Raw genomic sequence first — 14200 nt, 5'->3', positions numbered from 1 at the left:
AGGATGGGCTTGGTCATGCGACAAGCTTCATGGCCTCGTCCCAGGCTTTCTGCTTCAATGTCGATCCAGCACCGAACCAGGCGGCATCGAGACGGTGATCGTCGCTACGTGCGCGGCGATGGTGATCGACGTATTCGGTCACGCTATTGAGCAACCCCCACGCTGTACCGGATGCCGAAGCCAGATCCGCCCCTTTGCCACGTCCGGAATAGAGCTGACCAACTGCCTTGATGGCCCGCTCGTTCACGGCAACCGTTTCGCGATCGGGCAGATTGGCCGTCGAGTAGGTGAGCACGCGACGCAGGAACGCTTCGGCCGCCGAGTCCGTCACCTTCAGCTCGGACAGCGCTTTGGTCCGTGCCATGAACGCATCCCACGTGGAGACGGCCAGGCCTAATTGGCGTTTGACGGCAGCAGCATCGAACTGCGAGCGATGCGAGACCTTGACCGCACCAACGTTGTCCCCTCCCAACGCAATTTGCAGGGTGTTATTGCAGACGACGCGCACCGAAGTAAACTGAGCAGTAGTACTTAGCGATCCATCGCAGGCGGTTGCCAGTAGCAGGTAACCGTTGATCTCGTCTTTACCCTTGAGCGTGCCGGATTGCCCGGTACGCGCGAGTGCCCACAGCTTGCGTCCTTCCTTAAGGACTCCTGCTGTCTCAAGTTGGAACCCGCCGATTTCCGTCAGATCACGATAAAACTCCAGTATCTCTTCGGGTTGCACGACCTGATAACGAGCCGACACGACGGACAACGGTGCCTTGTTGTCTGACCGGTACAGCACCTTCTGTTCGGGAAACGCGTGGATCGAGCCGAGGCTGCGGTTGCCAGCCGCGACGAAACGGACTTCGGCTTCTTCGATACGCCAGTCCATGCCGGCAGCGCGAGCCCAGACTTCGAGCGGTTGTTTGGGTGCGAGCTGGTTGCCGAGGCCGTGCCACGGTTCCTGACCGACATAGGCCATGTTCTGTACGAGATGCATTTTGGGGGCTCCGTCTGAAATGAGATGCATAAAGCCCGGCATGAGCCGGGCCGGAGGAAAGGAACGAAATGGGAAGGTAGGAGGCGAAGCGTCAGCCGGGGCGGACAGTGAAAGATCGTCCGCATTCGAGGCACTGCCAGTTGTCGAGAACCTTTTGGTCGATGGCTTCGCCCAAGGCGGCACCTGTTGCGCAACCTGCTGCGCCCGCGACCAGGCCGGCGAGGATCGCGCCGGCTACGCCGCCACACACGGCACCAATCGGCCCGCCCAGAGCGCCGATGGCCGCGCCGGTCTCGACGCCGGACAGCGCGGCGGCAGCTCCGCTCGTCGCACCTGCCGCAGCTCCCACCGCACTGCAGATGCGCCGGGCAATGTGGCGCTGCTCGGTACGGAACGACTCGCACGCCGGACACGGATACACCAGATCGCCTTTACCGGGTCGATAGCGTGGCGATTCGCTTTCGTCGGATTCGGGATGCTCGTGCATCTGACGAAGCCGGTTCAGGGCTGATTGCCACGCTGGACTGTCATCGTCGTCCTCGTCGTCGTACGGCAAGAATGGACGGCGATCACGCATGGACCGGAACCTCGTACGCTCGGGTCCACGTATCTCGCCGGACCTTGCCGACGTACCGGCAATGACACGCGGCCACCAGCGCGCCGCCAAGGAAGGCGAGCGCGAATGCCGCCAGATACTCGAGGGGTGAAATAGGAAGCATCGCTTGGCTCCTGTTGAAGGAATGTGACTCGGGCGCACGACTGTGCTTGCGAAGCCAAGGCTTGGCCTGGGCACGCAGCAGTCAAAGTGCCGGGAATTGGTTCACTGGAAAGGCGAGGGAACGGGGGTTATCGACGCGGGGCACTGAACGCATGACCGCGCGAGCGGCACTGGCAGCCGTGCTGGCGGCGGCGGTCGATCGCGCTTCCGGCAGCGGAGCCGATCGTGCTGCCTGCGGCACTGCCGGCCAGCATGGCGATGAGCGCGCCGGCGAGTCCGCCGAAGACTGGTCCGGCAGGCCCGGCGATGATGCCGGCGACCGCGCCTGCTTCTGCTCCAGCGAGGGCCACCGCGATGCCGCCGGTGGCGCCGACGAGGCTGCCGATGGCGCTGCCGGCCCGGCGGGCGCGATCGCACGGGGCAATGCGGGACGAGAGGCAGCGAGGACAGTGGACCGGGTGCCCGGCCATGGTGGACGCGGTCTGGTCCTGAGCAGCGGCGGACGTCGGGGACGGCTCCTGGGCCTGATGGAAGTGATGCGCGTCGTGGGTGAAATGTGACCCGTCGGGGGCATCGTGCCCGACGTGCAGGCCGTATGGAGGACGGGCGTAGGCGTCCCACCCGGCATCGTCGTACGGTGTATGCGAGCGGGAAGCCGTGCCGGCAGGCGGAGGTATATCGGGGGGCGGACGATGCCGGTTCGCTTGCCGGTATGCGAAGAATGCGACTGCTACGGTGAGCACTGCGGACAGCGCTGCCAGCAGCGAGGTGGAAGAAAGGGTCATCGCGGAACCTCGTGAGCGATATGCGCCGGAGCAGGATTGCAGCGGCGGAGCGGCCTTGATTGGCCGTGCTCACGAAGGGTTATATGTGGGTCAAAAATTCTGCATTCCGGAGGCGAGTGCGCCCCACTACTGAGCGAAGCCTTGTTGCAAATTGGAGACACGCTCCATCGCGCGGACGACTACAGCCACGAGTAGGTAATCGGCAGACCCATGCTGGCGGGAAATGTCAAAGCATCCTATTTGAGATGGTGGGTATTTTAGTAACTCGAATGGCTTTGCTGAATTTACGCAAGAACGGCACGATTCCGCTCGCTCTTTCACAAACGTGGCGTGGGCGGTGATGTCGGCATGCCGATAACTCAATAAATCAACGATCCATTCGCATTGGTAGCGTAGCGACAGCGTTACCCAGTCGGCGGTTGCCTTGGAACTACTGAGCGTCCCAGGTTCGGTGCTGTTTATCAATTAAGGTATTCAAAGTGTCAAATTTTATTTTCAGATTGGCGGGCATTTTGTTTTGAATTTGTCGTAATTGCTGCTCATGTGGCGATGGGGGCTGGCTTCACCCTTGTGCACCTTAGTGGGGCCTTGCAATTTCTGACAGTGCGGCGGAGCACATTTCGATACATTCGCGGCGAGAGACCCATCATGCCACCGCGAGCACGAGTGAAGAGGAATCGAGAGACTTCGACAACGTTGATTTCGACGTTGAGAAGCGTTTCCGTACTTGTGCAATGCGTTTAGCCACTGTTCCTTGACGTTCGATATGAACGTTTGCCGCATTCATGAATAAGAACCAATATCGCCTGGTATTCAGCCGCATGCGCGGCATGTTGATCGCAGTCCAAGAGACTGCCAGCTCGTCGGGGAAAGCAAGCACGGGGGAAACCGCGCGGACTGCGGGAAGCGGTGTGCTGCGTGCCCTCGCGCAGTTTGGAATGCGTCACGCGGCATTTGCCGCGTTGATGGCGGCGGGCATGATGCCGACGTGGTCGAGCGCTCAGGTCGTGGGCGCGGGCGCAAACGCGCCATCAGTCATCCAGACGCAAAACGGTCTCCAGCAAGTCAATATCACCAAGCCCTCGAGCGCGGGCGTGTCGCTGAATACCTATTCGCAGTTTGACGTACCAAAACAAGGCGTTATTGTCAATAACTCACCTACCCTGACGAACACGCAGCAAGCGGGCTATATCAACGGCAACCCGAACCTCAGCCCGAACGGTTCGGCCAAGATCATCATCAACCAGGTCAACAGCAACAACCCTTCACAACTGAAAGGTTACGTTGAGATTGCGGGCCAGCGTGCCGAGATGATTATTTCCAATCCGGCTGGATTGGTCGTTGATGGTGGTGGATTTATCAATACTTCGCGAGCAATCCTGACGACCGGTACACCGAATCTGAATGCGGATGGGTCTCTGGCGGGCTTCAGCGTGACACGTGGCCTCATCACGGTGCAAGGCGCGGGTCTGAATGCCACGAATGTGGATCAGGTTGATTTGATTTCCAGAGCCGTTAAGGCCAATGCGGCTATTTATGCATCAAACCTGAATGTGATCGCTGGCGCAAATCAGGTCAATCACGACACGCTCCAGGCGACCCGAATCCAGGGCGATGGTGCAGCCCCTGCCGTTGCAATTGACGTGGGTCAATTGGGCGGTATGTACAGTAATCGCATCTTTTTGGTGGGAGCAGAGGGGGGCGTGGGGGTCCGAAACGCCGGGACCATCGCGGCGGATGCGATGGGGCTGACGTTGACGACCGACGGGCGGCTGATTCAGTCGGGCAAACTTTCGTCGACCGGTAACGTCGCTATTTCGGCGGCCGGTGGGGTCGAGAACAGCGGCACGACCTACGGCCAGCAGTCGGTCTCGGTGAATACCGGTGCCGATGTCGTGAACACCGGCGCGCTGGCTGCGCAGCACAACGTGGGCGTGACGGCGGGCACGCTGAATTCGACCGGTCTGCTCGGCGCGGGCGTGAACAGTGACGGTACGGTCACGCAGGCCGGTGACTTGCAACTCACCACGACAGGTCAGCTCAATGCGACCGGCAAAAACGTTGCGGGTGGCAACGTGTCGGCGACCGGTTCCGGCGTGAACCTCTCCGGCAGTACGACGGCTGCGAACGGCAATCTCTCGCTGAATGCGACAGCAGGTGATGTGAACCTGACGAGCGCAACGACGAGCGCACAAGGCGCCATCAACGCGAACGCTGCGGGCACGGTCATCAACGACCATGGCAACCTGACAAGCGGTGGCGCCACGACGCTGACGGGTGGGAGCGTATCGAACCAAGGCGGCAATGTATCGTCGCAGGGGGCGCTGTCGGTCACGGCGGCGGGGCAACTCGCCAACCAGTCCGGCGTGTTCGTTTCGCAGAGCACGATGGCGCTGCATGGCGGCACCATTGCGAACAACCAAGGCACGCTTCAAAGCGCCGGGCACGCGACCGTCGACGGAATCACGATCGACAATACGGCAGGCCGCATGACGTCGCTCAATACCGATGGTCTGGTGCTGAACGCGACAGGCCAACTCACGAACGCGGCCGGCACGACGGCGACTGGCGCGCAAGGTGGCGTGATCGGCGGCAATGGCGATGTGACTGTGCAAGGCGGCACGATCGCCAACCACGGCACGATCACGTCCAATACGAATCTCCATGTTGCCGGTCAGTCAGTCGACAACAGCAGCGGGACGCTGCAGGCCGCGCAGAATGTGGCGGTCGACGCTGGCGCACACCTGACCAACAGCGGTGGCACGATTGCGGGGCAGACGGCGACATTGAGCGGCACGACCCTCGACAACAGCGCGGGCACCGTGCAGGCTGGACAGGTTGCGTTGAACGCATCCACGGTTGTGAACCATGGCGGCACGATCACGCAGACCGGCACCGGCGCGATGGCCGTCAACGTCTCGGGCACGCTCGACAACTCGAGCGGCGGCACGTTGCAAACCAACAGCACGGACCTGACACTCGCGCCGGCTGCGCTCGTCAATGATGGCGGCACGATTACGCATGCGGGCACCGGTACGCTGACGCTGGGCAACGGCACGGGCTCGGTGTCGAACGTTGGCGGTACGATCGCGAGCAATGGGCAGGTTGTGGCTCAAACCGGCAGCCTGAACAACACATCCGGCTCGATCAACGCTCAAACCGGGCTGACGGCTACCGTCGGCGGCGCGTTGAACAATACGAACGGCAAGCTGCTGTCCAACACGGCCGTCGGCTTGACGGCCGGCACGCTGACGAATGACGGCGGCCAGATCGGCGCGAGCACGAACGCGACGATTCACACGGGCTCGATGACGAATCAGGGCGGTTCCATTGTGGCGCCGAACCTGTCGGTCACCGCGGATTCGACGCTGGACAACAGCGGAGGCAAACTCGAGGCGAACCAGCTTCAGCTGACCGCGACGGACCTCACGAACCACGGCGGCACGATCACGCAGTATGGTTCGTCTCAAATGGGCGTCAACGTGTCCGGCACGCTGGATAACTCCGCTGCGGGCGTGATCCAGACGAACAGCACGGACTTGACGCTTGCTCCGGGCCAACTGAACAACTCGGGCGGGACCATTACGCATGCCGGCACGGGCACGTTGACGATCAAACCGGGCAATGGGGCGAGTGCGCTGAACAACGCGTCGGGCACCATCGTCACGAAGGGCAGGGCGGTTGTCAACGCGAACACTTGGGATAACTCGAGCGGTATCCTCGCGGCCCAAGGTGGTGTGACCGGAACGATCGCAGGCGACGTGAACAACGCGCAAGGGCTGGTGCGCTCCGGCGCATCCCTGTCGCTGACCAACGGCGGCGCGCTGTTGAACCAGGGCGGCCATATTCAGGCCGGCCAGTCGACGGCCAGCGACACGAGTACGCTGAGCATCCAGTCGGCGTCGATCAACAATGCTGATGGCTCGATTGCCGACCTCGGCACGGGTGCGATGACCGTGCAAGGCGGTAGCCAGATCACGAACAGCCATGCGGGCGGCGTATCGGGCATGGGTGCAATCACCGGCAACGGCGACGTGACGGTGAGCGCGACATCGATTTCCAACACGCAGGGCGGGCAACTGAGCGGCGCGGCACTGCACGTCCAGGGCAACACGCTGGACAACAGCGGTGGCCAGATCGGCAATGTCACGAATTCGAGCGGTGATGTTGATGTGGCGATGAGCGGCGCAGTCACCAACACGAATGGCCAAATCAGCTCGACGCACGACCTCACGGTAACCGCTCCGACACTGCAAGGCGGTGGCACGTATAGCGCGGCGCACGATGCCAACGTAAATCTGCAAGGCGACTTCTCGGTCACGCCCGACTATCAGTTCAACGTCGGCCATGATCTTGCCTTCATGCTGCCGGGCACGTTCGACAACAGCGGCAACGTCCAATCGGTCAACAACCTGAGCGTCAATGCGGGCAACATCGTCAACTCCGGCGCGCTGTCGGCTGGCGGACTGGTGCATACGCAGTCGGGCAATCTGACCAACACCGGCGCGATCGTCGGCGGCAGCGCATCGCTCAATGCAACGGGCACGGTCTCGAACCTCGGGCCGACCGCGCTGATTGGCGCATCGGACAGCAACGGCAAGCTCGAAATCCTCGCGCACGACATCGAGAACCGCGACGACACGACGGCCACCGACACGATGGCGACGACGGCCATCTTCGGCATGGGCAAGGTCGTGTTGGCGGGCGGCAAGGACGCCAGCGGCAATTACACGAACGCGGCCCTGATCAACAACGCGTCGGCGTTGATCCAGTCCGGTGGTGACATGGAGTTGCACGCCAATCAGATCACGAACACGCGCCGTGTGATGACGACCTCGACCGGGTCCGTTGATCCGGCGACGCTCGCACCGTTCGGTATTCCCATCACTGGTCAAACCGGCCAGGTGGGCGTGAAAGACCCGACCAGCATCGGCGGGGTGTATACCGATCCGCCCCACGGCGGTCAGTGGAACAGCACGTATCAGTACACGACTTTCTACGCTGACAGCGCGACGGCGACGACCGTGACGGGTATCAGCCCGGGCGCGCAAATCGTGTCGGGTGGCAACATCGATGCGTCGACGACCGGTAACCTGAAAAATTACTGGAGCAGCATCACGGCGGTCGGCAATATCGCCATGCCGCAGCATTACGACGGTGACGGTTGGGCTGCCACGGGTCAGCAGGCACCGAGCGTGACCGTGTCGTACTCGGGGCAGTATCACTACAACAACTACGACAACAGCGAATACAACTGGCAGCTGCCGTTCGGTAACGCCACGTTCGTGACGAGCCACCCGGGTGGCTATACGCAGGCGGCGCCGGCATCGGTCAAGCAATACACGTTGCCGGACTACCATTCGACCCTGGGTTCGAACGGCACGATTTCGGGCACGGGCGTCAGCATCAACAACACGGCCGCCAACGCGTCGATTCCGTCGCTGGGGTTGCTGCCCGGTCAAGCGGTGCAAGGTCTGACCATCGGCGGCCTGAGCGGCAGCGCGAGCGGCACGAAGTCGGGTGCGTCGTCGGTGCATGGCGGTGTGACGACGGTCGATCCGGTCATCGCGAGCGCGACGGCGCTGAATGTGCTGAACAACCTGACGATCCCGCAGGGTGGCTTGTATAAACCAGACACGTCGCCGAACGCGAGCTACGTGATCGAGACGAACCCGGCGTTCACGAACCAGAAGAACTTCATTTCGAGCGACTACTTCTTCGGTCAGCTCGGTGTCGACCTCGCGCACATTCCGAAACGTCTGGGTGACGGTTTCTACGAACAGCAACTGGTGCGTAACGAAGTCACGGCGCTCACCGGTCGCGCGCTGCTGGGCCCGTACGCGGACCTCCAGACGATGTACCAATCGCTGCTGGCAGCGGGCGCGGCGCTGGAGAAGCAGCTTGATTTGCCGATCGGCGCGAGCCTGTCGGCCGACCAGGTATCGAAGCTGACCAGCAACGTGATCATGATGGAAACGCGCGTGGTTGACGGCCAGTCGGTACTGGTGCCGGTCGTCTACCTCGCGCGGGCGAACCAGCAGAACATCAACGGACCGCTGATCACCGCGACCGACATCGATCTGAAGGACGCGCAGAACTTCACGAACAGCGGCACCGTGAAGGCGGACAATACGCTGTCGATTCAGGGCAAGCAGATCGACAACGCGTTCGGCGCGCTGCAAAGCGGCGGGCTCATGTCGCTGACGACGACCGGCAATGTCGATTTGACGTCGGCGAAGGTCAAGGCCGGTAGCCTGAACCTCGATGCAGGCGGCGACCTGATTCTCAATACCGCGGTGAAGACCGACACGCGGGTGAGTCGTGACGGCGCGACGAGTGTGACGACGACGCTTGGGCCGACCGCGCAACTCGACGTGGCGGGCGATGCCGGGATCAAGACGGGCGGCAACTTCCAGCAGAACGCGGGCAACCTGACGGTCGGCGGCAACCTTGGCATGAACGTCGGCGGTAACTGGGAGCTTGGCGCGGCGCAGACGGGCGAGCACAAGATCGTGCAGCGCGCGAACGGTGTGTCGAATACCGACATCAACAGCGTGGTCGGCAGTTCCGTCAAAGTGGGCGGCGCTTCCGCGATTGCGGTGGGCGGAGACCTCACGGCGACGGGTGCCAAGCTCGACCTGGACGGCGGTGGAGTGGTCGCGGTTAAAGGTAACGTGACGCTGCAATCGGCGACCGCGACGTCGACGGTGGACAGCAACAGTTCCGGCAGCGATCATCACGGCAGCTACGCAGAGACGCTGCACACATCCGACGACAAGGTGACCGGTACGACGCTGCACGGCGGCGACAGTCTTGTCATCGCGTCCGGCAAGGACATCAACGTAACGGGCAGCACGGTCGAACTGGACAAGGGCGATGCGGTGCTGATGGCGAAGGGGAGCGTGAACGTCGGCGCGACGACGGAGACTCACGTTTCGAACACCTACGAAACCCATAGCCACAGCGGCGTGGCGAGCCATGCGAGCGCGGTCAACCAGGTCGATCAAACCGCGACGTACTCCGACGGCAGCACGATTTCGGCAGACGGCGTGTCGGTCATCAGCGGCAAGGACATCAACGTGACCGGCAGCAACATTGTCGGTACGCACGACGTCGGGCTGGCCGCGAAAGGCAACGTCAATATCGTCGCTGCGACCGACACATTGCAGGACAGCGAGTATCACCAGGAGAAGCACTCCGGGCTTTCGGGTTCGGGCGGCCTCGGGGTGACCATCGGATCGAGTGAGCGGAGCGACCGATACAATGGCAGCTCGTTGACGCAAAGCCAGTCGCGCAGCACCGTGGGGAGCGTCGAAGGCAATGTCGCCATTTCAGCCGGCAAGGACGTCCATATCGGCGGCAGCGACATCGTTGCCGGCAAGGCGGCAGGCGACGTGGCGGGCGCGACGGGCAACATCGGCATTGCGGGCCAGAACGTCACGATCGATCCGGGTCAGGACAGCGCTCAGTCGCACGATCATCAGGAATCCCGCTCGAGCGGGCTGACGGTCGCCGTGACCGGAACGCCGCTCGATACGGTGCGGAACCTGAAAGCGGACGCGTCGTCGGGCAACGGCTTCCATCGGGCACAGAGCGTCGGGAACGAGATCGGCGCGAGCGCGCTTTCGGTGCCGTCGGTATCCGTCTCGTACGGCAGCAGCCACAGCTCGAGCACGACCGACATGTCGAGCCTGACGAACGCGGGCAGCACGATTCGCGGCGGCGGCGATGTGTCGGTGACGGCTACCGGCGGCGCTTTGAAGGACGCGAACGGCCGGCCGATCGATGGCGACCTGTCGGTGATCGGCTCGACGATCAGTGCGGGCGGTACGACCGCGCTGACGGCCAATCGCAACGTCACGCTGCAGGCGTCGACCGACCAGCTTCAGCAGAGCTCGCAGTCGAGCAGTTCCAGCACGGGTATTTCGCTGGCGTCGCCGAGTCTGGGCGATCTGGGGCGTTGGGTGGGCGGCACGGCGAACAGCGGCGGGACCAGTCCGTCGCCGTACAACGCGAGCCGCAGTAGCTCGAACGGAGCGCAGACCGCGACCACGCAGACGGCGACGGTCGTGTCCGGCAACAGCGTGGTGGTGAAGAGCAAGACCGGCGACATCAACGTCGTGGGCTCGGGCATCAGCGGCACGCAAGGCGTCGATCTGGTCGCGAGCCAGGGCGCGATCAACGTGCTGGCCGGGCTCGACACGAGTACGAGCCATCAGGAATCGAGCAGCCAGCAGATCGGCAGCCTGGGCAGTAACGGGACGGCCACCGGCTTCAGCGTCGGCGTGGCGAAAAGCCATAGCGTGCAGGATACGGCGTCGCAGACGCAAAGCACGATGCGCAGCCAGATCGTCAGCGGAAAAGGTGATGTGACGCTCGACGCGAAGCAGGACGTAACGGTTGCGGGCTCCGATCTGAGCGCGGGCAAGGACCTGACGCTGATCGGCAAGAACCTGAATCTCGATCCAGGCACGGATGCGACGCAAAGCAGCATGAGCCAGAGCTCGAGCCAGTTCGGGGTGACGCTGGCGCTGGGCGGCGCGGTTGGCAATGCGGTGGCGGCGGTCAATCAGAGCTTTGACCATTCGGTGCGCGGCGGGGATGCGCGATTGGGCGCGCTGGACAAGGCGCAGGCCGGCCTGGCCGTCTACAACGCCTATCAGGTCGCGGATGCGATGAGCGCCGGCAAGGCGACGGGGCAGCCGTTGATCAAGGCCACGGTAAGTATCGGGGGCGGCACGAGTCATAGCGACTCGCAGAGCAGTTCGCTGGCCAACGACGGCAGTACCTTGCACGCGGGCGGCAACGTGAACCTGATCGCGACCGGCAGCGGTGTGAAGGATGCGAGCGGCTTTGCGACGGATGGCGACATCAACGCGCGCGGCACGCAGATTTCCGGGCAGAACGTGACGCTGAACGCGGCTCGCGACATCAATCTGCAAAGCGCGCAGGACACGAGCCAACTTGCGAGCCACAACAGCAGCAGCGGCGGCAGCATCGGCGTGGGGCTCGGTATCGGCGGACAGCAGAACGGCTTCACGCTGGAACTGGCCGCGAACGCATCGAAAGGTCATGCGAATGGCCAGGGTGTGACCAATCGCGATACGCAGATCAACGCCGGCAACACGCTGTCGATGACCAGTGGTCGGGATACGAACCTGCGCGGTGCGGAAGCTGCGGGTAACACCGTCGACGCGAGCGTGGGTCGTGATCTGAATATTCAGAGCCGCCAGGACACCAGTACGTACGACAGCAAGCAGTCGAGCGCTGGATTTCAGGCCAGCATCTGCGTGCCGCCGTTCTGCTTCGGGCAGACGGTGAGTGGCAGCGCAAGCGTCAGCCAGCAGAACATCAAGGCAGACTATCAGTCGGTCAACCAGCAGAGCGGGATCTACGCGGGGAACGGCGGCTTCAACGTGAACGTCGGGAACCACACGCAGCTTGACGGCGGTGTGATCGCGAGTACGGCGAGCGCGGACAAGAACAGCCTGTCGACCCAGACATTGGGCTTCACGAATCTGGAGAACCACGCGAACTACTCGGGAGACACGGTCGGGTTTAGCGCAAGCGGCGGCTTTGGCAACAGTACGCCGGGCGGTGTGAACCTCAATACGCCGGTGAAGCAGACGGCGGGCAATACGTCGGGGCCGCAGAATTCGCAGGGGCTCGGGCCGAGCGGATTCTCCGCTGCGGGCACGAGCAGCGATGCGTCCGGCACGACGTATGCGGCAGTGAGTCCCGCGACGATCACGGTGCGCGGCGACGCGGGTACCGGTCGGGATAGTACGGCGGGCTTGAGTCGCGATACCGCACATGCGAATGGTGCGGTGCAGAACACCTTCGACGCGCAGAAGGTGCAGAACGACATGGCGATCCAGCAGGGAGTCGGCCAGGTCGGGATGCAGGTGGTCGGTGACATTGCGACGCACCTCGAAAATCAGGCGTCGGAGAAATTCGAGCGCGCGAAGCAGGCGAGGGATGCGGCTGAAGCGGCTGGCGATACGCAGGCTCAAGCTCAGGCCCAGGCCGATATGGACGCAGCAAGTAGGCAACAGTCGCTGTGGAGTAGTGATGGCGCGGCTCGGATTGCATCGCATGCCGCGGTGGCGGGCCTTGGTGCTGCGATGGGCGGGGGCAACGTTGCGGGCGCGATGGGCGGGACGGTGGCGGGCGATCTCGCGGGTAATGCCGTCGGCGGTGCGCTGGACGATACCCTTGGCGGCAAGCTGCTGTCGAACGTGGCTGCGGGGCTGGCGGGGGCGGTGGCAGGCGGCGCGTTGGGTGGTTCGGCCGGTGCTGTCAGCGGGGCGGGCGGGGCGTTGAGTGCTGATTTGTACAATCGGCAGTTGCATCAGAGCGAACGGGATTGGGCGAAGTCGAAGGCCAAGGACTTTGCGAGGTTCTACGCGGACAAGACGGGCAAGGCGATCAGCGCAAGCCAAGCGGAAGATATGCTGTTGGCGAACGGCTATCGCTTGGTGGATGCCGCGGCGAGCAGGGGGCCGGGCGGGGACACGGTAGCAGTGGCGTACATCAGCCAGAATGGTGGTGGGCTATTCCAGGCGACATCGGCTGAGTACAACAATCCGTTCTTGTATGGCAACAGGGACGGGTCGCTGACGCCGGAGCAACGGGCGTTGCCTGGGGCGGTCGCGAATCCGGCGGTGGGGATTGCGATTGCTGCCGGCGCGGCCGCCGCGATTGGGGCAGAGCCCATCGCCGGGGCACTTGCTGCTTGGTTACGGGGGTGCGCGGTTAATCCGGTGCTTTGTGTCAATCAAGCGGGCATCGCTGCCGGAGAGTTGGCAGCGGGTAGCGCAATGCCTGCGGGTACTGGCGCCGCTCCTGCTGGAAGCCTTGCGTCGGAAACTAGCTCGGTCGCACGAAATGGTGATCGACTCGTTCTCGATCAGAGGTATGTCTCAAACATTGGAGACGTCGCGTGCGGCCCGACATCATGCGCGATGATTATGAACGATCGTGGGCAATGGGTGAACGTTACACAGCTTGCGAAAGACAGCGGCCTAATACTGGGTGAAGGTACCAACGTAGTCGGACTTACCAAAGCGTTGCAGAACAATGGAGTAAGTTCGGCGCGCTGGACATTGAATGCGACAGTTGACGATTTGGCAGCGGCGACATCCAATGGCAATGCGGCAATCGCGCGAGTGACCCTAGGAAACGGAGAGGGACATTTTGTTGTGGTCGATGGTGTTACAACCCGTCTCGGGCAATCTGTTGTTGCTGTTCGCGATCCTGGGACTGGGACGCAGTATTTTGTACCCGCGAACGAATTCTCGAAGAAGTTCTCCGGCCAAGTGGTTTTTACGCACTAACTGAATTGGGTGATGTAATGAATATCTCTGAATTAAGATCGCAAGATCACGACTGGGTCGATGGCAAGGAGGTTACTCTCGACGGTTTTTTTGTAATGGTGAGTGGCACGGGTTATTTCGTCGCCAGCAGGGATGAGAGGGATAATCAAGTAAACGGAATTTTCATAGATCATCCGAATCTTGAGCGTTGCCTACTCTCTAGTGTTCCTGCAAATGGTGGTAGTAAGTACAGCTATTGCAGTCGAGCGAAAATCACAGGCACGCTCAAGCTTCATGCGGGCACTGATTTCTTTGGCAGCATTAGCAATATTCATGACTTTATCGTCTATTTGTTCGATGAGCCCATGGAGGTTGGCCTGCAGAAGTAATAGCGATC

Annotated in this window: 6 protein-coding genes; 2 read left to right on the top strand and 4 right to left on the bottom strand. The window is 62.2% G+C overall.

From position 1 onward, the window contains the following. Positions 1–13 precede the first annotated feature (13 nt). The 4 genes from G3O06_RS07105 to G3O06_RS48925 all read right to left on the bottom strand — a co-directional run bounded on the left by G3O06_RS07105 (position 14) and on the right by G3O06_RS48925 (position 2488). Positions 14–985 (bottom strand): DUF932 domain-containing protein, encoded by a 972-nt coding sequence (locus tag G3O06_RS07105; RefSeq protein WP_205815540.1) that lies wholly within the window; start codon positions 983–985, stop codon positions 14–16. 91 nt (positions 986–1076) lie between these two features. Next, positions 1077–1562: a hypothetical protein gene (locus tag G3O06_RS07100; RefSeq protein ID WP_205815539.1), complete on the bottom strand. Its 486-nt coding sequence runs from the start codon at positions 1560–1562 to the stop codon at positions 1077–1079. Continuing rightward, complete coding sequence (locus G3O06_RS07095) at positions 1555–1704, bottom strand: hypothetical protein (protein ID WP_205815538.1); 150 nt, start codon at positions 1702–1704, stop codon at positions 1555–1557. Before G3O06_RS07095 ends, G3O06_RS07100 begins: the two co-directional genes overlap by 8 nt. A gap of 127 nt (positions 1705–1831) precedes the next feature. After that, positions 1832–2488 carry a hypothetical protein gene (locus G3O06_RS48925; RefSeq protein ID WP_241019569.1) on the bottom strand — a complete coding sequence of 219 codons (657 nt, stop codon included), beginning with the start codon at positions 2486–2488 and terminating at the stop codon, positions 1832–1834. 785 nt (positions 2489–3273) lie between these two features. Here G3O06_RS48925 and G3O06_RS07085 point away from each other — a divergent pair. Both G3O06_RS07085 and G3O06_RS07080 read left to right on the top strand, forming a co-directional pair. Beyond that, positions 3274–13824, top strand: coding sequence for a hemagglutinin repeat-containing protein (locus G3O06_RS07085; RefSeq protein WP_241019568.1), 10551 nt, complete (start codon positions 3274–3276; stop codon positions 13822–13824). Between the two features lie 17 nt (positions 13825–13841). Further along, positions 13842–14192: a hypothetical protein gene (locus G3O06_RS07080; RefSeq protein ID WP_205815537.1), complete on the top strand. Its 351-nt coding sequence runs from the start codon at positions 13842–13844 to the stop codon at positions 14190–14192. The last annotated feature ends 8 nt before the right edge of the window (positions 14193–14200 follow it).

The organism is Burkholderia sp. Ac-20345 (assembly GCF_017104825.1).
Taxonomy (GTDB): domain Bacteria; phylum Pseudomonadota; class Gammaproteobacteria; order Burkholderiales; family Burkholderiaceae; genus Burkholderia; species Burkholderia lata_B.
The sequence above is the reverse complement of the archived record's forward strand: the minus strand, read 5'-3'. Positions and strand labels throughout refer to the sequence as shown.